This is a genomic window from Neobacillus endophyticus (assembly GCF_013248975.1).
In the GTDB taxonomy this organism is placed as follows: Bacteria; Bacillota; Bacilli; order Bacillales; family Cytobacillaceae; genus Neobacillus; species Neobacillus endophyticus.
This window is the reverse complement of sequence record NZ_JABRWH010000001.1, coordinates 1,324,093-1,347,098: the sequence shown is the minus strand read 5'-3', so window position 1 is coordinate 1,347,098 and position 23,006 is coordinate 1,324,093. Positions and strand designations below refer to the sequence as shown.

Genomic DNA, 23,006 nt, shown 5'->3' with positions numbered 1-23,006 from the left:
GATTCATTTTTAAAAAAAGATGGCTAGGAAACGTTGATTGAGAGAAGCCAATAGTGAACGGATAAGACGTCAAACTTACAAATGATTCACATTTACAGGCGAAATAATGGCAGAGGGGCGGAAGGTTTGGCTGAGGCGATGCAGGTAAGTTCTAGCGCTTGTCAGCGCCTTTCATTCGATCCAAATGAGCGTTGGCCGGGGTTTTTTAAGCGGATGAATATAAAACGCTCCAGGAGGACTCTCAAAAGCCTCTAACGGCGTGTGTCAAGCTTACATCATATATGCCAGGATCGGTAATGTAGGTATGAACTGCCTCCATCAGTCTGGGCATCGGGGCTAAGTTTGAATTTGATAAAGATTTGCGATGTACGTTCTTCTTGAGAAAATCAAGGTATTATTATGTGGTGTTATGGTTCTAAATAAAAGATTAATTTTTAAATAGCTTTGACAGTTTGTTGCCGCTTTGGTTAAGTGGTATTTTGGGTGTCAGACACCGCATTAAAGACTAAACAAATACAAAAACAGGTGGAAACCCGGCGAATGGCCTGGTTTCAACTGTTGCCTAGATCTTTAATGCATAAAGGAGTTCTGTTTATCATTTTCTTTTAAATGAGGAAGTTATCATCTGATTGCAATTCTTGTATAGATGGATTCCATTGGTATTTTATCAAATCTATTACTCCATTAAGGCCAACATCAATCCCTTCGGCTTCAAGAGACAGTAGCTGATCATGATAGGATTCGTCGTCTTGCAGTGCAATTTGGCCCTTCGCATTAATGACACGGTGCCATGGCAGCCGATGTTTTTTACTCATAGAATGAAGGATGCGGACGACTTGACGGGCAGCTCTGGGACTTCCAGCAAGACCGGCGATTTGTCCATAGGTCATCACCTTGCCTTCAGGGATATTTCGAATGATTTCGATTACATTCTGTGTAAAAGGTGTCACGATTCAATTCCTCCTCCAAGATAAATTTATTATACATCAACAAAAAATCAAGTGGGAGCCATGCTGGCTGCCTTAGTTTTACAAGTAGTTCTCCAAAAATAATGGGTTGAAAGTATTTTTTACTAATTCTTTTTGTGAACTTTTTATCGACAAATTTCTCGGGAAATATTTGAAGTTAACGGAAAAAACCAACTGAAACATAACAGCAAACCCCATTTAGAGAAATCCTGATAAATGTCGAAAAAATGATCAGATGTCCAATTTATCAAAAAACTCAAGTAGACCCTTGTCCCGATTGTGTATTTTGTGCATAAACCCGTATCCAAGCTAATAAAATGTTACAAACCTTTACAAAGAGAGTGTTTGAGGTGAGGAGTCGTTTGAAGTTAGCGGGTATTCAGCCATGGACATGATTATTCATCGTATGATCAGAAAGTACAAACTTTCTGCCGTTTAGTGCCACACACCACCAACCCGACACCATATTTGATACATATCAATTCGGTGTCCACTGGAGACGTACAAAACGTTGGTTTTGTCCACGGGTGGTGCCTGACACCAACGGAAGCAGTATTTCGTCGAAGTGATAAGCGGGTCTCATTTCACATGTCTCACATCCAATTTAGGGAGGGCGAGAGTGTGCACGATTACATCAAGGAGAGGACTATCAAGATTGGAAAGTATATCGTGGAGACGAGGAAAACGGTTCGCGTGATTGCGAAGGAGTTTGGCGTATCCAAAAGTACAGTCCATAAGGATTTGACAGAGAGGCTTCCTGAGATTAATCCTGAACTTGCAAACGAGGTAAAAGAAATTTTAGATTATCATAAATCCATTCGCCATTTACGGGGCGGCGAGGCGACTAAAATGAAATATCAGAAAGAAGAAAAGGAGGGTGAGGCGGTTAAATAGTTTTTCCAAAAATGTTTAATTTCACCTTACAACAAGCTTTTATTCTCTTAAATTCCTTTACTCCGACAACTTTCATCAAAAATTTACAACGTTTTAAATAAAACGTTATGGAAATTTTAATGAATATGGTACAATATTCAATTAGGAAAGCATGAGGAATCCGTTTTGAGGAGGAAAGGAAAGAGAATGTTTGCAAGGGATATAGGGATTGATTTAGGAACGGCTAACGTATTGATTCATGTGAAGGGCCGTGGCATTGTATTAAACGAGCCTTCCGTTGTAGCGATAGACAAAAATACAAACAAAGTTTTAGCAGTTGGTGAAGAAGCGCGCCGCATGGTCGGACGTACACCAGGAAACATCGTAGCTATCCGTCCATTAAAAGATGGCGTAATTGCTGACTTTGATGTAACAGAAGCAATGCTAAGACATTTTATTAACAAACTAAATGTAAAAGGTTTTCTATCAAAGCCGCGCATTTTAATTTGCTGCCCAACAAATATCACAAGCGTTGAGCAAAAAGCGATTCGGGAAGCAGCTGAAAAGAGCGGCGGGAAAAAAGTGTATCTGGAAGAAGAACCAAAAGTGGCGGCTATTGGCGCCGGTATGGACATCTTCCAGCCAAGTGGAAACATGGTCGTTGACATCGGAGGAGGAACGACAGATGTTGCGGTACTTTCAATGGGCGATATCGTGACTTCTTCCTCCATCAAAATGGCTGGCGACAAATTTGACATGGAAATTTTAAACTACATCAAACGCGAGTATAAGCTGCTAATCGGGGAGCGTACAGCAGAAAATATTAAAATCAATATCGGCACCGTATTCACAGGTTCCCGTTCCGAGGAAATGGAAATCCGCGGCCGTGATATGGTAAGCGGTCTGCCTCGCACCATAACGGTTCGGTCCGAGGAAATTGAATCAGCTCTTCGCGAATCAGTTGCTGTCATTGTACAAGCTGCTAAAAGTGTTTTAGAACGCACACCACCTGAACTTTCCGCAGATATCATTGATCGCGGCGTTATTTTAACTGGCGGTGGGGCATTACTCCATGGTATTGATTTGCTGCTTGCTGAAGAATTAAAAGTGCCAGTATTGGTAGCAGAAAATCCAATGGACTGTGTAGCGATTGGCACAGGCGTTATGCTTGATAATATTGACCGAATTCCAAATCGGAAATTAGGATAATTAAAAAGTGGAATAATAGGTTAATCCCTTGTGAAACGACTTCCTAACGTAAAGTTAGGACAGTCAGATCTCAAAGCGGGAAATAGGTAGTTTTTAAAAAAGCTATCTTACCAAAGTTTTCAGATTGACTTGAATCAGAACTTGACGGGGTTAGCTTATTTGTCCATCCTTTTAATAAGTTGTATGACATCATACAAATAAAAAATGCAAAAGTCTAATGAAATGGGCTGGACACGCCTTTGTCATTGGGCTTTTTTTATTGCATTTTAAATAGTGATTTTTTTATGAATTGGCCTCTCGTTAATCTTGGCTATTGATTTCCGCTCTCAGCATGAACGGTTCGCGGAGCATGCTAAGTTGGCCCTTAGCCCTGTACTCCCGCAGGATATTGAAACACATGCCTACGGGTGAAGGGCCAGTCTCAGTCTCTTCCAGAAGGCCTCGTGCCATCCGCTCCAATCAATAACATAGCCAAGACTTAAAAACCGGCAAATATACCAACTTTCAAAATTTGCACACTTTTTCCACTAAATGACGTTTTTCTGCAAAATGTTAATGTGTAATGATGTATAATTTTTTATAATAGAGTAAAATAAGGCATTTATTTCAAATAGCTTTAAATTAGAAATGGTTATAATATGTATAACTCACTGATTTCTGCGGCGCGGTGAGTGGAGCGGAATCAGTTAAAGGGGAATAAACAATGTCTATAAATAACCTTAACTCAGAGCGGATTTCAACCAGGGAAGATTATAAAAAGGCAAAATATGATGCGCTGGAAGTGAATAAGTCGGAGGAAAAAAAGGTACAGGAACAGGACGAGAATCAAGCAGTCGATCGGAAAAAAGGACGAGTAAGAATCCGTCTGATCCCTATTTGGCTGCGTCTTATTCTTTTGGCTGTATTTATTTTTGTGAGTCTAATGATAGGGGCTGTTGTTGGTTACAGCGGACTTGGGGGCGGAAAGGTTTCCGATGTATTTAAAGTATCCACTTGGACATATATCCGCGATTTGGTGGAAAAGAAATAAGTGCAGCCGTGCGTTTGGTTGAAGGGGAGGTGTTAAAATGCCTTCCCTTTTGCGTGTACTTAATAGTACAATAGGATATAATACTTGTTATTAGGAGGAGGTACTAAAAATGCTAGATATTAATCAGATTAAAGAAATTATTCCACACCGTTACCCTTTCCTGTTGGTGGATCGGATATTGGAAGTGGAAGAGGGTAAACGTGCAGTTGGTATAAAAAATGTTTCCGCCAATGAAGAATTTTTCAATGGGCATTTTCCAGAATACCCGGTTATGCCAGGCGTATTAATAGTGGAGGCACTAGCACAAGTTGGGGCAGTGGCTGTACTGAAAAAGGAAGAAAATCGCGGCCGTCTGGCTTTCTTTGCCGGAATTGACAATTGCCGTTTTAAACGTCAAGTGAAACCCGGTGACCAGCTGCGGTTGGAAGTAGAGATGGTCAGGGTACGCGGACCGATAGGAAAAGGAAAAGCTGTTGCTACAGTAGACGGCGAGATTGCTTGTGAAGCAGAAATTACATTTGCCTTAGGGGATCAAAAGTAATAGAAGAAGGGACAGACTGGCGGTCTGTCCCTTCTTCCGTTTTAGTATTTGCTATGGATCTTTAGTTTCGGTTTACTTTTCATTTTTTCCTTGAATTCATTTAACAAGTCTTGCCCTTCAAACCCTTTTTGAACGAGGTTTTCAAGTAACAGTTCAGAATAATCGCTTTTGTTTCGTCTCAGATGCCCCTCAAACAATACACTAATTTGTTTCTCGAATTTTAATAGCGTGCAAATTTTGGTTTGAAAAAAAGCGGGAGCATTTTCTTTTTTCGTAATGACAGCTTCAATGATGACTTCTCGATTTTCATCATAAATTTTTTTGAAATATTCATATAGGGAAAGATCAGTATAAGCTTCCATCAGCCAGGTGGAGTGTTCGTCTTCCTTATTGAGAATCAGGCCGCCAACTAGTGGGACCTCAACTGAATTGTCATCTTCTACAACTTCTAATGAGTACAATTTAAATGTCTTCATCCCCGAACCTCCTGTTATTTTTCCTAATTATAACATACGCCTTTAAGAAGAAAATGTCGAAAAAAATTGGCTGGAATGGCGAAAAGCAATTTTAGTCGAAATGAGTCCAAGCAAAAGTGACAAAAACCACTTCGAAAAACCGTCTTTCTCTCATATCCCCCCGACGAAAATGACCTTTTCGCTGTTTTACAAGGAAATGGTGCGAGGCTAAGATGAAATCATCAAACGGAAAGGAAGATGTACGATGATCAATCAAGTGATACTTGTTGGCCGATTGACTAGAAATCCGGAAATGAGTTCTACACCACAAGGAACCCCTTTTGCCCAAATTACTTTAGCCGTTAATCGCAGTTTTCGCAACCATAATGGAGAGATTGAGGCAGATTTTGTGCATTGTATTCTTTGGCGAAAGGCTGCTGAAAATACTTGTAAATATTGCAGGAAAGGATCGGTGCTTGGAATTACAGGAAGACTGCAGACACGAAATTATGAAAGCAGGGAGGGCAAACGAACGTATATCACGGAGGTTGTTGCCGAGTCAGTTCGTTTCCTTAGTTCAAGGCCTCAAAGTGTAAGCACTGAAGAAAAGAAAGAGGAGAGTGTTTCAGTTGGAGTCTAGCGAGGAAAACAATCAGGGATTGGAGCAGATGCTTGAGAGCCTGATTAAAATGGTGGGCAAGACCAATCAAAAAATGGATAACCTGCAAACACGAGTTACTCAGCTGGAATGGCTTATAAAAGAGCAGCTGAGGCCTGGAGATAGGAGCCGCATAAAAATCTGCCATGGAATATTGAATGAGAGACGCGGGAACTTACTGAAAGACCTTTAAGCTTTTTGTAGAACTTTGGATGGGCCCCAAAAAAAATCTCCCCATGTTATTTCTTTTCTCCGAAAGGTTTCCTCCGATAGAGAAATTCAAGTAACTCTACGAATTAGATCCTCATTATTCCAATTCCGGCCCTAGGCTGGAATTTTTTGTTGATAGGAAAGAAACCTTTCCTATCAAACTTAAGTGAACAAGGAATTTTACATCTTATCCTTGTGGTGCTTATTTACTTTTATTAATCCTGCAATCGCATCTGCAAAAAATGCCCTCCGTTTTGGAGGCATTAAATAGAGTTCCACCAATGCCTTTTTTAAAGCAGGTTCTGTTTGAAGCATCTGCTGAATGAGTGTAAAGTCAGGATCGTCTTGACTTTCTTTTGCAATGAAACCGGGAGCGGCTGATATGTGTTCATGTGGGCGTAGCTCTTGTATTAAATAATCCTTCTCCACCTTGAATACTTGGGCAAACCGTAACAGTGTTTGGTAATCAGGGATACTTTTCCCTCTTTCATACCGGCTAATTGTCGAGTGATGCATATTCATCAAATTTGCTAATGTTTCCTGTGACCAATTTTGCTTATCGCGAAGCATACGTAGTTTTTTCGCAATTGACATTCCTTTCACCGCCATAATACAAGTCCTGTTTTAACCTTAGCGAGAAAAATGAAGGTAAAGTTCAATTGTGCTTATTGTGCACAAACTTTAATTTGAAATTTGTGCACAAACGGCTAAATATTAAGGTTTATGAACTGGACTTGAAAAGGAAATGAAAAGCTTTCGTCGAATAATATGCAATATTGTAAAACTATGTCGAATGTGGAGGAAAGTATTTACATGAAGAATAAAAAATTAATATTTATTGGAGAGATGTCTAAAAAATCAGGATTGAAAATATTAAGGAAACCAAAATTTTCTGATGCGGTTTTACTCTCACACCAGTCACCTCAACTAATGAGTAACTCTCCTTATCAAACTATTCACCTTTGTGAAGAAGGTCACAATTCAATTTATTTATGTGACCGAGACATTCAAATTATTTGTTTCCCAAAGTCCATACAAATTATACAAGAAAATCGAGAGCTAACGGAAGAGGAGGTCTATGATGCTGTTACGAATTTTGTCCTAATGGAAGGAAAGAAGGTAACTTTCTTAGGCAGATTCCCTCATGAAAATGTAATTCGAAATAACTCGAAAAAGATATTAAAAACGTGTTCATCAAGAAAAATGACATAAATAAATTCCATGTTCATGACGGTTTCCCCCCTTATAAGACAAATTGTGATACTCTTTTAATGTTTTTGTAACATAACTGGTACATTCGTCTGTTATAACTATGCTATAAGGAGGGAAGCATATGCAATTGACAAAAAAGCGTATAATTCTCATGATATTTACAATCTTGTTGAGCGCATCCGGTTCAATGAGTGCCTATGCGCAAACAAGCAGTGATGCCTTACATAATGTTCAGCAGCAGCTAGAGCAGCAGCAAAGCATTGTAGACCAAAAGGAACAGGAAAAACAATCCGTTAATAATGAAATAGAAAGTATACAACAAGAATTGCAATCAATTAATAGCTATATTACTAGTAATCAACAGGAAATGGCAGCCACCCAGAAGAAAATGGATGCCACACAACAGTTGATTGAAAAAAAGAAAGAGGAGATTGTTGACCGCGAAGACAAGATCCTGGCCCGTAAGGAAGTTATGAAGAAAAGGGCGATTGCACTTCAGCAAAATGACAATGTTAGTCTTTTTATCAGTATTATGTTTGATTCTAAAAGCATCTCTGATTTTATTCAGCGTGCCAGCGCGGCTTCTGCCATAATGGACGCTGATACTAATATTTTAACGGAACAGAAAAATGATCTTCAGAAAATTCAGGATGATAAAAAAGTAATTGATCATCAGGAACAAATTTTAGAAGATCAGCAAAAGGTATTAGCCAGCAAGCAAGAGGAGCTCGCCCAAAACCTGCTAAAAAGAAAGCAGGCTATGGCGGATATGCAAAATAAATATAATCAAATTGTCAAAGAGCAAGCCCTTGCTCAACAACAGAAAGCTGGTATTGAATCTCAGTTGAAGGATATTCAAGCTAGAGTTGCTCAAGAAGAAGCGGCAGCAAGAGCAGCACAAGCAACGTCCTCTGCGGAACAGACTTCCACGGATGCAGACGTTAGCGGGCAAGAGTTGTATGTTACAGCAACTGCCTATACGCCATATGATTCGGGCCACATAACAAAATTAGGCTATGATATTGGAGCCAATCCGAATATGAAATTGATTGCGGTTGACCCATCTGTTATTCCGCTTGGAAAACGAGTTTGGGTTGAAGGCTACGGCGTTGCGATTGCTGGTGACACTGGTGGAGCAATCATTGGAAACCGAATTGACGTCCTAGTTCCAACCAAAGGTCAGGCAGCAGCTTGGGGAAGAAAAGTCGTAAAAGTAGTAATACTAAATTAGAATAAAATCTAATAAATTTTAATTGAGATTGGCCCCGGAAATCCCGGGGCCATTTTTCATATCAAAACAAAAACACAAAAAGGGAACGTTTGCTATAAGAAAATTATAGAACAAACATTCCCTTTCGTATAACGAATAGTTAACTCTTTAATGAATAATATCACTGGATAGTTAAATAGCAGCTGCCCGCCAACTGTCCACCCCAGGTGGACAAAATAGCTGAATTGTCCACGAGCGGTGCCTGACACCAACCCTTTTTTATCCTAAGAAAACCAGGTCTTTGAGTTCGTCGGTGGATAGTTCGGTGATCCAGTTTTCGCTTTGGATGATTTGGTCGTTGAGAAATTGCTTTTTTTCCAGCATGGCGTCGATTTTTTCTTCGAGTGTGCCGGTGCAAATGAGTTTGTGCACGTGGACGAAGCGAGATTGGCCGATACGGTAGGCCCGGTCGGTAGCTTGGTTTTCGACGGCTGGATTCCACCAGCGGTCGTAATGAATGACGTGATTGGCAGCGGTCAAGTTCAATCCTGTTCCTCCTGCTTTTAGGGACAGCAGAAATACCGGAAATTCTCCGTTTTGGAATCGCTCAATCATACTGTCGCGCTGCGTCTTCGAAACACTGCCATTCAGAAATGGTACATCTACCCCGAATTTCTTTTTCATCACACTCCGGATCATTTCGCCCATTTCAATGTATTGTGTAAAAATTAAACAACTTTCTCCTTGCTCTAACACTGCTTCTATAAGCTCAATCAGTTTTTCCAGCTTATTTGATCGTTCAAGCAGCTGTCGGCCAGCTGCTTTTTCCTTTAAGTAAAGGGCAGGGTGGTTGCATAGCTGCTTTAATCTGCTGAGCATTTGCAAAATCAACCCCTTGCGCTCGAATCCTGTCAGTTTTTCAATTTCGGCAAATGTATCATGAATCAACTGTTCATATAATGATGCCTGTTCAGTTGTCAGCGGACAGTATTCTTTTTGTTCTTGCTTGTCTGGAAGATTGAGAGCAACTTCTTCGTCCTTTTTCGTACGTCGAAGCAGGAAGGGGCGAATTAGCGACTGCAGCTGCTGAATTTTTTCCTTTTTTTCATCTTTTTCAATTGGAATAATGAACCGTTTTTGAAATTGACCTAAGCTTCCAAGGTAGCCGTGATTGGTAAAATCAAAAATTGACCACAGTTCAGATAGGCGGTTCTCCATTGGCGTCCCGGTCAAGGCAATATGGTGGCGGCCGTGCAGTCTGCGGACAGCCTTGGATTGCTTGGTCTGAGCATTTTTAATGTTTTGCGCTTCATCAATAGCAATCGAACTCCATAACACAGACTCAAATTCCTCAGAATCCAAATGGCTAAGGCCATAGGATGTGAGAACCACGTCTGCTGCCTGAACTTGATCAGTAAAAGCTTCTCCTTTTTGACGGTTAGAACCGTAATGTAAATACACCTTCAACTTCGGAGCAAACCGCTCGAGCTCCTTCTGCCAGTTTCCCAGCACGGAGGTCGGGCAAATTATCAACGCAGCCTTGATCGGCGGTTTCGCCGGAGGCGCAACTTCCGATTTTCTCCCGCGGGAAGTTTTGGTGTTAGGCACCACAGACGACTTAAGGTTTTCTGCTTGTTCAGCTTCAGGTGCCGCAGACAAACCTCGACTAGGGGTGTCAGGTATCGGTTCCTTTTCTCTAACTGTAAGAAGATAAGAGATCAGCTGGACTGTTTTGCCGAGCCCCATGTCATCAGCCAGTACAGCGCCGAAGCCGTACTGCCTTAGAAACCAGAGCCAGCTCATGCCAAGCTGCTGATAAGGGCGCAGCTCACCATTCAGCTCGGAAGGCAGGTCAGACAATGGGATTTCATGCACTTCGGAAAGCTGTTTCACCATTTTCCGCCATTGCTGGTTCAGTTCAATTTGGATTTTTGCAAAGGCCTTCGTATTTTCCAGCTCATCTTCTGCCGCATCGGAAGAGTCGAATAACTCTTGCTCGAGCAAGTCACGGACATGTAAGCCTTCCTTCTCTGCCCGCTTCATTAAATCTTGAATTTGCCGGATAAATTGGGGATCGAGCTTGACCCAGCGGCCACGTACGTAAACAAGCCGCCTCTTTTCCTCAACCAACTTCCTGAATTCATCCTCGGCAAGATCAACACCATTCATGGAAAAACGCCAGTTAAAATCCAGCATGGCCTCCAGTCCAACAAACGATGGCCGATGGCTCGAAGTACCTTTCAGTGATGCTTTAACCTTTAGGTTGGCATTTTTCATCGCCTGCCACCAGGAAGGGAGGAGGATTTCTACATCAAGTGCTACCAAAGTTTCACTAGCTTCGGTTAAAAACAGCCACGCTTCTTCCTCAGAAAGTTCCGATTTTAAGGCCAAACCGTCTGTATGGTCGTCATCAAGCCAAGGAATTAAACGAACCCAGCGGACTTCTTCACGATCTACTTTATCTAAAAAAGGCCGCCATTTAGCAGGAATGTGTTTTACATCTTCCACATCATACAGGTCGTCGGGATTTTTTTTCCCTCTCAAAAAAACCTCTAGCGACCAGTCTCCTTCGCCATCTTCCGGCTCATCCAGCCGCAGCCCTATCGTGAATGGTATTTCGCTTTCTTTGATTCCTACCCATTCGAGCCAGCTATCCTCGTCGAAATAGCGAGCCAATTCACTTCCGGAAATATTTTGTTTTTTCAATAAGTCGAGTTTTGGCCCAAAGAGTTCCTTCATTGCCGTATTCCTCGTTAAATAGCTATCAAGAGCACAATTGTACAAATCAGAAAGATATTCTTTCGCTTTAAGGCTGCCATCGGGGGTTCCATCCACGTCTTGCTCCCAAAAGGAAGAGTCAAATTCCTGTTTTACCCGCTCTGGGAGCTTCCAATGAAAGTGATCATTCTCCCATGCCGAAAAGTCCGGCAGCCAGTCTTTTTCCACAATCCCTTCAAATAGCGAATCTGCAGCAGCCAAACAGATTTCTGCCTGCTCATTCCAATCCCAATCAATAAAACGGTTAAAGGACTCCTTGGCAAAAAGCGAGACAAGCTGCCAGCCGTTTACGGCCACCCCCTCAATCCCATTTGCCGTTTCACTTTCGAGAATAGTACCAAAAAAACTCTCCTCATGATTACTGAATACAAGATCTTTCCAAGCGGCGGGATGAAGGTCAGTGCCGTAAATATCCTGAGCGCTAAGCAGAAAACGGCCATCCGCTATTTTAGTTGTCATTAATTTCAAGTATCTAGTTTTAAGCATATTGTTGCGCGCTCCTTTAATTTGAGGTGCGAGTAAATAAACATAATATGTAATTGATTATTTTTTATGATAGTAGGAAATGTTCACCTTTCTAAAAGATTGGCACCCAGTGTAGGGAAGCAGCATGAAAACTTCATGCGGTCAAAAACCAGGCGAGCAACCCAATCCTATCCCATGAAACATTCATTCGAACGAAAACCTAATAGAAATGGATTAAATGATCCACATAGTTACCTAATTCTCAGTAGCCTGTTCTTAAATCCACTAAAAAACCCAAAATTGTCCACCCCACATGGACAAAAACGGTAAAATGTCCACGAGCGGTGCCTGACACTATTAAAGTGACACCACTAAAGTGACACCATTAAAGATTAAATGAGCTTGCTTCTCTGGCATTCTTCTTGGAAGGCTCTTAGGCGTTTGGTGCGTTCGAGAAGTTCTGTCATGAAGTAGTCCCAGTCATCGTTTCGTTTTAGTTTTTTGTAGAGGGTGCGGAGTTTTTTGAGGTGACGGACGGCCATGCGATAGCTGGCGCGATTTTTTTGGTCAATTTCACGTTGGGCAGTCTGGTGGAGCATGCCCAATAGTACTTCTGGCCGATCCTTCTCAATAATTTTCACGCGCTCCTTTGGCAAATCATAATAGTTGAAGCCGACAAATGCCTGAAGTTCACCCCAGCGATCGTATTGGCCGCGCTCAAACAGAAAATATTCATAGTCTGTAAAGCTGTAAGGCAGTGTTGCAAGCAGTGCCCGCTCGTACAAGTCCAAACGATTATTGTTCGCACAAAACGGCGTCATCGCCCGCAGCAAATCCCTTGTAAAAACAGCGCAACTACGGTATTCGTCCAAGGCTTCCAAATAACGTCTAGCCTTTTGGAGAAACAAATCAATCAAAGGCTGCACCCGTTTCCACGCCTTTAACCCGGATAAATATTCAACCCAATAGGACAAATACGGCACACTAAATTCATCTACCATACTGTCAATCAATTTCAAAGCCCGCTCATCATCCTGGAGTAAAAAATATAAATGAATCTCGGCAACCATCAACGGAACAGGGTTTTTTCCTTCCTCTAGCACGCGGAACTGGTTGCGAACCAAGGAAATCTCTTCCTCCAACCAATCCTTTTTTCTAAAAAGTTCACGCCACAGCAACCGGTACAAATAAATCCGTTCATACTCTAGGGCTGCGGTACACGTCAGCAGTACAAGGACATCGACCTTCAACTTGACAATAAATTCATCAAAAGCAAAAGGCATAGCCTGGACGCTGATTTTTCGCGTCAAATCCTCCGCATCCTGCATCATATTATGAAACAAATGAAGATACGCGCGATTCACCGCCTCCTCATCATGGCCCAGCTGTTCACTCAATTCGGCCAGTTTGCGAAAAGAAACAACTGTACTGACCAGCTCATACAACAGTCTCCATTCTTGCTCAACAGGTGCGCTTGCCCGAATTCGCCGCTGATAAATTCCGAAAAGTTCCGGCACAACAAATGGGCTGGTGTATTTTTTCGAAGTTAAAAGTGTTTCAAAGCCCAACTCAAACGTTTCCACCCACCGCTCGTAATTAGGAGCCAGCACTCCATTGTTTTTAATCAAATCCTTTGCCCGCTGCAGACCCCAGCTGGCTGCAGACCTCTGCTCGCGAACCGGCTCCCGCCACTCGGATACCCAATCCGTCACACTGCCAATCCGCGCATAAGCACTGAAAAATACGGCTAATTGGTGCCGGCACAATCCCTCTCCAGGGCAGGTGCAATCACTTGCAGCCAAAAAGGTCGTCTCCAGCTTCACTTTTGCTGGCATGACGTCCTGCACAGTGGCGGTAATTGTACCTTCCGCTATCTGAAGTTGCGTTACCATATTCTGACGGTATAACACCAATCCTTTTTGCACCAGCTTTGCATCCTCAACTACATTGGAATACAGATAATCCTTTAATTCATCGGCAAGGCCCTGTATTTGCTCCCGTTCTACCATCGACTCCAAGGCCACGGCCCCCTTTAATCGAAAAATAACATATTCCTTTATTATACCCAATATTTCAATAATCGAGGAGTGTAAATCATTTATCCTGATGTTTATGTCTTTGAAGGTAGTCCATATTATGAGGAAAGGGAGAAGATTGTTTCTGAAGATTTCTGGAGAAATCCTTATACAGGAAGCATCCGAAAGCAGCGTGCTTATTGTGGAAGTTTCAACGGAACATCACTATAAGCTAAAAGCCAGCCTCCAATCTAATGAGAAGGCTGGCTTCATTCCTTTAATAAAACCGCTTAATGCTGTCGAAATGGGTAGTGTAGTATGGGCTGTCTAAGTGAGAGATCATAATCCCGTGTTTTTCGTCGGCGTGGATGAATTGATTGTTGCCGAGGTAAATGCCCATATGTGAAATTCCCTTTTTATATGTATCTTTGAAAAAGACGATATCACCGGCAATGGGTTTATCAACGTAATAGGTTCGATTGTAATAGCCGTCTGCAGAGTAGCGGCCAATTTTCTTCCCGGCCTGATTGGCCACATAATAAATAAATCCGCTACAGTCAAAGCCGCTTAAATCACTGCCCCCCCATATATAGGGAACACCAATTAAGTTATTCGCTACTTTTACCATTTGTGTGGCAAAATCGAGTGGTGACGTAGTGGATGTTCCTGAAGCGGAGACGGATGAACCAGCAGGAATTCCAGAAGTTGTCGGGCTCGTTGTCGTTTGAGCTGGAACCTTTAATGTTTGTCCAACATAAATTGCATCGGAAGTTAGATTATTAAGGGACCTTAAATTTTGGACAGTTGTTTGATATGTTATGGCGATGCTGCCAAGTGTATCGCCGCTTTTCACTATGTATTCAGTTACGGAACCAACTGGAGCTGGATGCGGCTTCGTTGGTGCCGCAGATGTCTGTTTTATTGGGATCGAAGCAGGTGGCGTCTGCGCTTGTGTAGGTGTCTTAGCAGCAGGATGGGTATAAACCTTTAGCTTCTGTCCGATATAAATCGTATCAGATGAAAGATTGTTCAGTGACTTCAACTGTTGGACTGTCATTCCATATGGGACCGCAATTTTGCTTAAACAATCATTGCTTTTAACTGTATAAATGCTGGTTGATGCTGTAGTTTTTTGTTGTGTGGGGGCGGGCGAAGCCGCCTTTTTCTCTATGTTTGGATTAGGCGTAGTGACGCTGACAGTTTGACCTGGAGCAGACACCTTTAATACTTGGCCGGCATAAATCATCGTGCTCTTAAGATTGTTCCATTGCTGAAGCTCGCCCACAGTAACCCCGTAGCGGTTGGCAATTTTGATAAGCGCATCGCCCTTCACGACGGTATAGTTTGTTTGCTGTACTTTCTGCACTGAAACAGCAGAATTAGAAATAGTAAGTGTTTGATTCTCATAGATGGAGTCAGACGGTAAATGGTTCAGAGTCTTGATCTCTTTGACACTAGTTTTAAATTTGGAGGCAATTTTCGATATAGTATCACCTTTTTGAACTTTATAGGTCGCGGCAAAAGCATTTCCAGCAAAGAAAGTTGAAAACAGAGCGGTTGTCGACATTGTACCAATGATGGTTTTCTTCATCTAGTAATCACCTCGAGTTCAGTATAATGAATTAATATTACCATAGTTTTCTAGAATCTTGGGGGAATTTTGTTAAAAAGTAGCGCTAAAACAACTTTAATATGAGATTATGGCGGGGAGTGAGTGGTAAAGGCAAAATCACAAAAATAGGTAGAAAGTTGTTTTAAATATAAAACGTTTAGGGGGGAGTGATGGAAATATAAGTATTCCAAATAACTAGAAGGGGGAGAAAAGTAGGGGTACGGTGTTATTTTGATATTAGGCAGCAACCTATTATTATCTTTGATCTTATTACCTTTCCAATATTCCTATATAGAGGAATTAAAAGATAGAGCCCGGAAAAATGAAAAGAAAGGACTAAGCCAATAGGAGATGTATGACAAGATGGGCTTTGAGGAGCAAGAATTAAATTTTCACGCTCAAGGCAGCATATTGTTTATTGGAGCCAACATGCCTGCCACGATGTTATACAATTGGAAACACAAAAAATAAAGATTTCTCTCCAACTGGCGGGTCCCTAAGAAGACAGAAGAGTATCCGCTCTGATGCGGGATAGGAAAGAAATTCTTCCCTATTGGCTAAAAACGGATCGCCGTTCACGTTTGGCATCCTTTTTCCTTCTTATTTCATTTTATCCAAAGTAACGTTAAAAATCAGACACAATACCACGATAAGTGGTAGGGATAGCAGGATGGCAATAATGGGCCTAGAATAATGGATTCGAATCATCATAAACATGATGATATCAAATAAAAAAGACCATCCAATGTTCCAGCCGTGATGATAGGTGATGGAGCCTAATTTGACTGAAACATACTCTAAAATCCCGAAGAGCAAAATGAAAAATGTAACATATAGGATCTTCCTGGATGTGCTCGAACGAAAAGGATAATGGGACAAAAAAACCCACGTGGACAAAGGCATTCCAATCATGATCAATAACAGCATCGGTATGATACAATACTTCAGACCGTTTGGCTCCATTTGCCACAGTTGGTATTTATAACAGAGAACCTCATATAAAGTATTGGCAAGTGCTGCGAACAGCATAGAAGGATAATATTTTTTCCAGTCCCGGTCACCATATTTTGCGGAAATGATGATCCAAAATATTGAGTAAACAATGGCAATCACATCTTATCACCTACTTTACAAATATTTTTCCAATAATAGTAAAAAATAAACAACCAATTTGGCGTTGTTTAGTCCTTTTTATCTAAATGTAAAGTAGAATAGGGAAAATCCGAAATCTTACGGCATGCCCTTGATAAAAATAGCCCTAGAATTTATGAGTTTTAATATACTCTTGTAAATTTTATATGCTCTTCTTTTACCATGTTAATGAACCTCTCCTTTTCCTCCTCCATACTGATGATCATTTTGATATTTTTCTCGCTGTTCAAGAATCGCTTTACCTTCCTATTTTGAAAAATGATATATTCATATCTATAGTCTTTTTCCAATGATGCAAACCAGGGCTCTTCTTTTAGTCTCATAATATGTTTTTGGAATCTAGCTTCAGATCTAGCTCCAGGTAGGAAATGTCCAATCACTTCGCCTGCAAGATCCAACAGTAAATCTATAATGAAGCCGCTAATGTTTACCACCCCTTTGGTCATTTTCAGTATAGTAAATAATAGTATTTTGAAAAAATCAACTAATAATTGTTATTATGTTACAAAATTCTTAAGACACATATAAAAAAGCATCGGTTTTTAGCCCGATGCTTAGATTTAGGGGTTAATTCAAATTGAATCGCTTAATCGTTTCCTTTAAGGCCTCTGCCTGCAGAACGATGTCATTTCCTAATTTGTTAACATCTTGAATGATAGTTGTTTGCTCCTCGGCAGCAGATGCTACTTCTAAAGCGCTTGTGGAAGCCTCTTGTGCTATTGTCGTCACTTCCTGTGATTGACCTGCTGTTTGTCCAATATGACGGAATTGCTGTTCAACAAGAGTGCCAATGTATTTTACAGCTTGAACGACTTCATCGATTGAATGCCCCATCCTATGAATGGCTTGGTTGGTTTCACTGCCTTTATTGGCTTCTTCGTTTGCCAATCTAACTTGTTTGGTAATTTGGTTCACGACATTCGTAACTTCTTTTTGAATATTTTGGATCAGGGTAGAAATTCCTTCCACGGCATGGGCACTTTGATCTGCCAGTTTTCGTACTTCTTCAGCCACGACAGCAAATCCTTTTCCATGCTCGCCAGCTCGGGCAGCTTCAATTGATGCATTTAAGGCTAATAAATTGGTTTGACCTGCAATTTCTCCAACAAATGAAATAATATTCTCTACCTCATTTGCATGACTTTCCAAGCGTTTGACAGATTCCAGTGATTCTTCACTGCTATGTTTCATTTCTTGTACATCATTTACAAGCGAGTGAATAATTTGTTTACTGTTATTTAAGGTATCTACCATTTCTCTGGATAAATTTTCTGATGTGCGCGCTTTGTCCTGAACTTCATTAGCCATGTGCAATACATCTTCTACAGACTGAGCTGTTGCTTGCATAGCAGCAGCAGAAGTTTCCACCCCGTTTGAAATGTAAGAAATTGTTTGTGAAATAGTTTGGGAATGTTCAACTGCCAGATTGGATGCGGCTGTCATCTGAACAACTTTTTCTTTCGTGCTTTCAAAGTTGGTATCAATATTGAGGGCAATATCTCGAATACTCTGCAGCATTTCGTTAAATGCTAAACTAAGTGAGCGGATTTCATCATCAATTAAAGGAACAGGTGCATCTTCTCCAATTTCTCCATTTGCAGCCTTACCTACAGCCGACTCTAATAACTTTAGTGGCTTCGTTATAAACCGTGTAGCAGTGAAGTAAGCCAGTACTCCAGACCAAAAAATCCCTAAAACTAACGTGAGTATAGTAAAAACATTTTGATTAAATAGACCTGAAACAAAACCATAGACATAATAAATAAAAAAGGCGCTTGTCGAATAGGTAATAATAGCAAGTATTGTCGTAAACATAGCAAGCCTTTTATTTAAACCGAACTTATACTTCTTTTTTTCTCTCACGATGCCATCCCCCTGGAAATATTATTTTAAACCTATAATTAAGTTTTAAAGTATTATTCAGAAAAAAATAGAAGATTGTAGGGAAATAATACTATAAAATATTCTACCGAATTATAAGGAGGTTTTTGAAAATGACTTATTGGCAAATAAACCAACACATGTCTATGAAATCGCTTCAGAAATCCTCCACTTACTTAAAGTTATCGGTTCATTTGAAATAGAGTTTAAAAAAACTTCTTTCCATCTAAAACTTATTAAATGAGAGAAAGTGAATTTAATAACACTGTTGCTTATTATTTGGCGGTGGGAGGCTCCTTGCCTATGCCGTTTTAAAATTATGTAAAAATAAAATAAATTTTCCAATTTATTGGTGTAATCTTCTATAACCAGTGGTATAATCTTCCTGTTTTTACATTTACATAAAGGGGGGTTATGTATGACATGGTTCACAAAATGGGCCTTACGGAATAGGGCTGCTCTTGTTTTTTCCGTAGTGGCTTTTATTATTTTCGGTATTTTTAGTTATACCAGTATCCCGATGGAACTTATGCCGTCCGCAAATCAGCCGTATATCACCATTTCGACAGTTGGTAACGGTATGGATGCAGTCAGTATGGATGAACAGGTCACACAGCCGATCGAAAAGGCATTAACCGGCATTAAAGGGAAGCGAAACGTAATAGCTGAAACGGGAAATAATTTTTCCCAGATGACGGTAACATTTGAATCTGACACAAATCTGAAAGATGCGAAGCAGCAAATTCAAGAAAACATCGCAACCGTCAATCTGCCAGAGGGCGTGACGAAGCCTTACGTGGTGTTGCTCAATACTGCACAGATCCCTGTAGTGGAGATGGGACTGTCTTTTAAAAACGAAATAGGAAACAAGGAATTGAATCTTGTAGAAAACGAGATTCTGCCGATGATTAAAGACGTCAAGGGTGTTGGCAATGTCATGACCTATGGCGGACAAAATCAGCAGGTCCTCATTAAAACAGACCCGGCAAAGCTCGCTGCCGCCCATATCTCTCTTGAAAAATTATATACCATTCTCCAAGGGAAAAATGCATCCGTTGCGGTAGGAGAACAAACCTTGGATCAACAAGAAACAAGCATTATCGTGACTGGAAAAATCACGAGTCTTGACGATGTGAAGAATCTTCAGCTAAACGCAGGCACCAAGCTGAAGGATGTCGCTGACGTGTCTATGGAGAAAGACACAAAGAGTATTACACATATGAATGGTAAGAATTTCATCGAAATTATTGCCCAAAAGGACTCAACCAGTAATGCTGTAACGGTCGGTAAACAAGTGGCAGATGTAGCTAAGAAGATTAACCATGATTATAAAGGAGTACTGAATGCCACTGTATTCATCAATATGGCGGATACTGTGCTTGATTCCATTAATTCTATGACTAGGGAAGTATTGACAGGAGCCTTGTTTGCCACCTTGATCATCTGGCTGTTCCTAAGAAGCTTCCGCATGACGCTCATTACGATTGTTAGTATCCCGCTCTCGCTTTGCATCACATTGATTCTGCTTTCTTTCTTCGGTGTAACGCTGAACATTTTAACCCTTGGCGGAATCGCGGTATCGGTCGGGCGGCTCGTGGATGACAGCATTGTGGTTGTCGAGAACATTTATCGGAGAAAGCAGGGGAATGAACTGACGCCTGCCTTTATTGTGGAAGCGGTGAAAGAAGTGGCGGCTGCCATTACGTCATCCACTCTTACAACAGTAGCAGTGTTTCTTCCTATGACACTTGCATCTGGAAGTTTAAGGGATTTAATCGCGCCTTTTGCGATTACGATTACTTGCTCATTGCTTTCATCCTTGCTGGTTTCACTAACCGTCGTTCCAATGCTCAGCGGACGTATGATGAAGAAAGTGCAAACCAAGGAGCACAAGAAAGGATCGTTCTATCCGTCTGTTCTTCGCTGGTCTCTGAACCATAAATGGCTTCCGATAGTCTTATCGATTGTGGTGGTGGTCGGCGCAATTGGCCTGTTTGCCACCATGCCAAAAGGTTCAGTGGACCAAAAAGACAGCGCCTTTTTATCTGTTATGCTGAGCTATCAAGATGGCACTCAGTTTGAGGATATCAAAAATGGACTGACAAGAATGGAAACCATTCTTGCAAAAGAAGACGGGGTTAAAAGTAACATTGTCCAAGTTGGAAATAATGCCGATGCAGCTCAATTCGGAGAACTTCAAGACGACAATCAAGTCCAGTTCTTTGTTTTTCTGAAGGATGGCGCGGATTCGGCTAAAATTGTTCAGCATTTGCGCAAGGAAAAGAACCAATTTCCAGGCGCGGAATTAACGGCCAATACGGCAGGCCTCATGGGTGAGAATAAAACAACCGTATCGGTTGATGTTACTGGAAAAAATGAGGACGATATTAAAAAGGCCGCCGATAAAATCAAAAAGAAATTCCAGCGCATTGCCGGCGTTCAAAAAGTAGAAACAAATGATGAAAATCGAAAGCCAACCGTAACCATCACCGTGGATCCTACTGTCTCAAACGCACAGGAAATTGCACAAACCATTCATAGTATGATTGAGCCGGCAGTGATTGGAAGTGTGAAAATTGACGGCCGGACCACCATGGTCAAACTCGGGGCGCTCAAAGAAATCAACACGGCAGACGATTTAAAGAAGCTTCAAATCATGACCGCGAGCGGACCAGTGTTATTGTCGAGCATCGCCAAAGTGGAGGAGTCAAAACAGCCAGGCACCATTTATTCCAAAGACGGTTATCATTACCTTCAGGTCAGTGCCGATGTAGATCCGAACAAAATGGTAGATGTGGCGGGACAAATCCAGAAACAATTAACAGTCTGGAACAATAACAGCACATTCGGTAAAGACACAAGCGCTGAAATCACCGGCTCCTCCATGCAGTCGTCTGATGACTTAAAAGAGCTTGGGAAACTTGCCTTGTTTTCCATCGGAATTGTGTTTATGATTCTGCTTATCACATTAAAATCATTCCGGGCAAGCTTTGCGATTTTATTATCTTTGCCGTTAGCAGCTATTGGTTCGCTTTTAGGGCTCGTAGTAACAAAATCAAGTATTAACATCTCCTCAGGAATCGGAATGCTGATGCTTGTGGGAATCGTTGTGACCAATGCGATCGTGCTGATCGATCGCATCCGTCATAACGAAGAGAATATGACGATCAGGGAAGCGATTATGGAAGCAGGCAAGGTAAGATTGCGCCCAATCTTGATGACGGCACTCGCCACCGTTTTTGCCATGGTTCCATTATTATTTGCCCACGAATCCGCCATGAGCATGAATATTGTTTCCAAAGGGCTAGCCGTGGTCGTTATTTTTGGATTGATTGTATCGACCTTACTGACCTTAATTGTCATTCCAACATTCTATGAGTTATTCCATTTCCGGAAAGCTAAAAAACAAGCCCGTAGTTTAGCAGATTCGGCAGTGGAGAATACCATCAGTAATTGATGAATATGCATTCGTTATGGATAAAGAGGGAAGCTGCAGCAGCAGCTTCTTTTTTTACCGATGGGAAAGCATAACTTTCCTATCAGGCATAAGTGCACGAAGGAATGCTTCGTGAGCATTAGCTTCGCAGTCGAAAGGGCGGTGCTTTTCGGTGAACTACGCCTCTGTCATCGCCCTAACGGGCTCGCCAGGGGGTGAGTTTTCTTTATCCATAACAAATTATTTTAATAAACCCATCTTTTCCTGCAAACACTAATGGAACCATTACCGTCGGAAGGAATGAGCATTTAAAAATGGAGCATGATACAAGGTTATCGACTGCAGAAATTTCACAACTATGGGCTTCTTATATACAAGATCGCTTCTCAAACTGTGTTTTGAAATATTTTCTAAGCAATGTGGAAGATGAAGAAATACGGCATGTTTTAGAGTATACATTGCATTGTGTACAATCCCGTATTCCTAAATTAACCGCTTTTTTTACTAAAGAGAATTTTCCCTTACCACAAGGTTTTTCGGAAGGGGAAGACGTAGATTTGAATGCCCCGCGCCTATTTAATGACACTTATTATTTACGTTTTTTATTGCGGGAAAGCAACTTGGGATTAAGTGCCTATGGTATGGCACTAGCTTTATCTGTTCGCTCCGATATCGTCCAATATTATACAGAATGCTTAATGGAATTGGCTGAAATTCATGCTAGAACAACTGAATTGTTATTGAAGAAAGGGATTTATGTGCGCACTCCAAGTATTCCGTTGCCTCAAGAAGTGGAATTTGTTAAAAAGAAAAGCTTTATAGGAGGATTACTAGGGGATAGGAGACCACTGACAGCAGCAGAGATCACCCATCTTTATTCTAATATTCAGAGAAATGCACTTGGTATGGCAACATTAGTCGGCTACAGTCAAGTTGCTAAAAATCATAAAGTAAAAGAATATTTTATAAGAGGGAGAGACATTGCAAAAAAGCATGTAGAAGTATTCAGTGGGAAATTAACAGACGAGCATTTGCCAGCACCGATGCCATGGGATACACAGATAACGGAATCAACAGCAGCCCCGTTTTCTGATAAGTTAATGATGTTTCAAGTGACAGCCTTAAATTCATATGGAATGGCTTATTATGGCACGAGTATGTCGATGAGCCCCAGAACGGACTTGGGTGCAGAGTATGGGCGGCTGATACTGGAGGTTGAACAATATGCTGCAGATGGAGCGAAAATCATGATCGAACATGGCTGGTTAGAGCAGCCGCCGATGGCAAGTGATTGAGACAAA

Annotated in this window: 20 protein-coding genes; 11 read left to right on the top strand and 9 right to left on the bottom strand. The window is 41.3% G+C overall.

Annotation, left to right across the window (positions count from 1 at the left end; all coding sequences use genetic code 11):
* Positions 1-605: 605 nt before the first annotated feature.
* Positions 606-950: an MGMT family protein gene (locus tag HPT25_RS06535; RefSeq protein WP_173061657.1), complete on the bottom strand. Its 345-nt coding sequence runs from the start codon at positions 948-950 to the stop codon at positions 606-608.
* Positions 951-1,589: 639 nt separating this feature from the next.
* Between HPT25_RS06535 and spoIIID the strand changes: the two genes are divergently transcribed.
* The 4 genes from spoIIID (at position 1,590) to fabZ (ending at position 4,621) form a co-directional block, all read left to right on the top strand.
* Positions 1,590-1,862: a sporulation transcriptional regulator SpoIIID gene (gene spoIIID, locus HPT25_RS06530; protein WP_007086083.1), complete on the top strand. Its 273-nt coding sequence runs from the start codon at positions 1,590-1,592 to the stop codon at positions 1,860-1,862.
* A gap of 186 nt (positions 1,863-2,048) precedes the next feature.
* Entirely contained in the window at positions 2,049-3,050 is a 1,002-nt protein-coding gene (locus tag HPT25_RS06525; RefSeq protein WP_173061654.1) for a rod shape-determining protein, read from the top strand.
* A 703-nt stretch (positions 3,051-3,753) separates the two neighbouring features.
* The gene (locus HPT25_RS06520) at positions 3,754-4,080 is read left to right on the top strand and encodes a DNA-directed RNA polymerase subunit beta (RefSeq protein ID WP_173061651.1); all 327 of its coding nucleotides are present in this window, start codon (positions 3,754-3,756) and stop codon (positions 4,078-4,080) included.
* 109 nt (positions 4,081-4,189) lie between these two features.
* Complete coding sequence (gene fabZ, locus HPT25_RS06515) at positions 4,190-4,621, top strand: 3-hydroxyacyl-ACP dehydratase FabZ (RefSeq protein WP_173061648.1); 432 nt, start codon at positions 4,190-4,192, stop codon at positions 4,619-4,621.
* Between the two features lie 41 nt (positions 4,622-4,662).
* Here the strand turns inward: fabZ and HPT25_RS06510 are convergent, their stop codons facing one another.
* Positions 4,663-5,097, bottom strand: coding sequence for a YwpF family protein (locus HPT25_RS06510; RefSeq protein WP_173061645.1), 435 nt, complete (start codon positions 5,095-5,097; stop codon positions 4,663-4,665).
* A 244-nt stretch (positions 5,098-5,341) separates the two neighbouring features.
* Between HPT25_RS06510 and ssb the strand changes: the two genes are divergently transcribed.
* The gene (ssb, locus tag HPT25_RS06505) at positions 5,342-5,716 is read left to right on the top strand and encodes a single-stranded DNA-binding protein (protein WP_173061642.1); all 375 of its coding nucleotides are present in this window, start codon (positions 5,342-5,344) and stop codon (positions 5,714-5,716) included.
* Positions 5,706-5,927: a hypothetical protein gene (locus tag HPT25_RS06500; protein WP_173058271.1), complete on the top strand. Its 222-nt coding sequence runs from the start codon at positions 5,706-5,708 to the stop codon at positions 5,925-5,927. Before ssb ends, HPT25_RS06500 begins: the two co-directional genes overlap by 11 nt.
* A gap of 197 nt (positions 5,928-6,124) precedes the next feature.
* On the opposite strand, the gene HPT25_RS06495 is transcribed toward HPT25_RS06500, so the two are convergent.
* Complete coding sequence (locus HPT25_RS06495; protein ID WP_217269647.1) at positions 6,125-6,553, bottom strand: helix-turn-helix domain-containing protein; 429 nt, start codon at positions 6,551-6,553, stop codon at positions 6,125-6,127.
* 204 nt (positions 6,554-6,757) lie between these two features.
* On the opposite strand from HPT25_RS06495, the gene HPT25_RS06490 reads away from it, so the two are divergent.
* Entirely contained in the window at positions 6,758-7,156 is a 399-nt protein-coding gene (locus HPT25_RS06490) for a hypothetical protein (protein WP_173061636.1), read from the top strand.
* Positions 7,157-7,277: 121 nt separating this feature from the next.
* On the top strand, positions 7,278-8,387 hold the full coding sequence (locus HPT25_RS06485; RefSeq protein ID WP_173061633.1) for a 3D domain-containing protein: 1,110 nt from the start codon (positions 7,278-7,280) through the stop codon (positions 8,385-8,387).
* 258 nt (positions 8,388-8,645) lie between these two features.
* Here HPT25_RS06485 and HPT25_RS06480 read toward each other — a convergent pair whose 3' ends face one another.
* The 3 genes from HPT25_RS06480 to HPT25_RS06470 all read right to left on the bottom strand — a co-directional run bounded on the left by HPT25_RS06480 (position 8,646) and on the right by HPT25_RS06470 (position 15,215).
* Entirely contained in the window at positions 8,646-11,630 is a 2,985-nt protein-coding gene (locus HPT25_RS06480; protein WP_173061630.1) for a DEAD/DEAH box helicase, read from the bottom strand.
* Positions 11,631-12,001: 371 nt separating this feature from the next.
* Positions 12,002-13,618 (bottom strand): SWIM zinc finger family protein, encoded by a 1,617-nt coding sequence (locus HPT25_RS06475; RefSeq protein ID WP_173070941.1) that lies wholly within the window; start codon positions 13,616-13,618, stop codon positions 12,002-12,004.
* A 283-nt stretch (positions 13,619-13,901) separates the two neighbouring features.
* Positions 13,902-15,215 (bottom strand): C40 family peptidase, encoded by a 1,314-nt coding sequence (locus HPT25_RS06470; protein WP_173061627.1) that lies wholly within the window; start codon positions 15,213-15,215, stop codon positions 13,902-13,904.
* Positions 15,216-15,587: 372 nt separating this feature from the next.
* Between HPT25_RS06470 and HPT25_RS29340 the strand changes: the two genes are divergently transcribed.
* Positions 15,588-15,707, top strand: coding sequence for a DUF3949 domain-containing protein (locus tag HPT25_RS29340; protein ID WP_376767911.1), 120 nt, complete (start codon positions 15,588-15,590; stop codon positions 15,705-15,707).
* A 129-nt stretch (positions 15,708-15,836) separates the two neighbouring features.
* On the opposite strand, the gene HPT25_RS06460 is transcribed toward HPT25_RS29340, so the two are convergent.
* The 3 genes from HPT25_RS06460 to HPT25_RS06450 form a co-directional block, all read right to left on the bottom strand.
* Positions 15,837-16,349 (bottom strand): CBO0543 family protein, encoded by a 513-nt coding sequence (locus tag HPT25_RS06460; protein WP_173061621.1) that lies wholly within the window; start codon positions 16,347-16,349, stop codon positions 15,837-15,839.
* Positions 16,350-16,510: 161 nt separating this feature from the next.
* The gene (locus HPT25_RS06455) at positions 16,511-16,834 is read right to left on the bottom strand and encodes a hypothetical protein (RefSeq protein ID WP_217269646.1); all 324 of its coding nucleotides are present in this window, start codon (positions 16,832-16,834) and stop codon (positions 16,511-16,513) included.
* 121 nt (positions 16,835-16,955) lie between these two features.
* Positions 16,956-18,203: a methyl-accepting chemotaxis protein gene (locus HPT25_RS06450; RefSeq protein ID WP_173070939.1), complete on the bottom strand. Its 1,248-nt coding sequence runs from the start codon at positions 18,201-18,203 to the stop codon at positions 16,956-16,958.
* 484 nt (positions 18,204-18,687) lie between these two features.
* On the opposite strand from HPT25_RS06450, the gene HPT25_RS06445 reads away from it, so the two are divergent.
* Both HPT25_RS06445 and HPT25_RS06440 read left to right on the top strand, forming a co-directional pair.
* Positions 18,688-21,726 (top strand): efflux RND transporter permease subunit, encoded by a 3,039-nt coding sequence (locus HPT25_RS06445; protein ID WP_173061615.1) that lies wholly within the window; start codon positions 18,688-18,690, stop codon positions 21,724-21,726.
* Positions 21,727-22,019: 293 nt separating this feature from the next.
* Positions 22,020-23,000, top strand: coding sequence for a DUF3231 family protein (locus tag HPT25_RS06440; RefSeq protein ID WP_173061612.1), 981 nt, complete (start codon positions 22,020-22,022; stop codon positions 22,998-23,000).
* The last annotated feature ends 6 nt before the right edge of the window (positions 23,001-23,006 follow it).

Excerpts from the sequence above, each read along its gene's own strand:
- HPT25_RS06455 (WP_217269646.1), bottom strand. The coding sequence starts at position 16,834 with ATGACCAAAGGGGTGGTAAACATTAGCGGCTTCATTATAGATTTACTG.
- HPT25_RS06480 (WP_173061630.1), bottom strand. The coding sequence starts at position 11,630 with ATGCTTAAAACTAGATACTTGAAATTAATGACAACTAAAATAGCGGAT.
- HPT25_RS06510 (WP_173061645.1), bottom strand. The coding sequence starts at position 5,097 with ATGAAGACATTTAAATTGTACTCATTAGAAGTTGTAGAAGATGACAAT.
- ssb (WP_173061642.1), top strand. The coding sequence starts at position 5,342 with ATGATCAATCAAGTGATACTTGTTGGCCGATTGACTAGAAATCCGGAA.
- fabZ (WP_173061648.1), top strand. The coding sequence starts at position 4,190 with ATGCTAGATATTAATCAGATTAAAGAAATTATTCCACACCGTTACCCT.
- HPT25_RS06440 (WP_173061612.1), top strand. The coding sequence starts at position 22,020 with ATGGAGCATGATACAAGGTTATCGACTGCAGAAATTTCACAACTATGG.
- HPT25_RS06450 (WP_173070939.1), bottom strand. The coding sequence starts at position 18,203 with ATGTTTACGACAATACTTGCTATTATTACCTATTCGACAAGCGCCTTT.
- HPT25_RS29340 (WP_376767911.1), top strand. The coding sequence starts at position 15,588 with ATGTATGACAAGATGGGCTTTGAGGAGCAAGAATTAAATTTTCACGCT.
- HPT25_RS06520 (WP_173061651.1), top strand. The coding sequence starts at position 3,754 with ATGTCTATAAATAACCTTAACTCAGAGCGGATTTCAACCAGGGAAGAT.
- HPT25_RS06485 (WP_173061633.1), top strand. The coding sequence starts at position 7,278 with ATGCAATTGACAAAAAAGCGTATAATTCTCATGATATTTACAATCTTG.
- HPT25_RS06495 (WP_217269647.1), bottom strand. The coding sequence starts at position 6,553 with ATGGCGGTGAAAGGAATGTCAATTGCGAAAAAACTACGTATGCTTCGC.
- HPT25_RS06475 (WP_173070941.1), bottom strand. The coding sequence starts at position 13,618 with ATGGTAGAACGGGAGCAAATACAGGGCCTTGCCGATGAATTAAAGGAT.
- HPT25_RS06525 (WP_173061654.1), top strand. The coding sequence starts at position 2,049 with ATGTTTGCAAGGGATATAGGGATTGATTTAGGAACGGCTAACGTATTG.
- HPT25_RS06490 (WP_173061636.1), top strand. The coding sequence starts at position 6,758 with ATGAAGAATAAAAAATTAATATTTATTGGAGAGATGTCTAAAAAATCA.
- HPT25_RS06445 (WP_173061615.1), top strand. The coding sequence starts at position 18,688 with ATGACATGGTTCACAAAATGGGCCTTACGGAATAGGGCTGCTCTTGTT.
- HPT25_RS06470 (WP_173061627.1), bottom strand. The coding sequence starts at position 15,215 with ATGAAGAAAACCATCATTGGTACAATGTCGACAACCGCTCTGTTTTCA.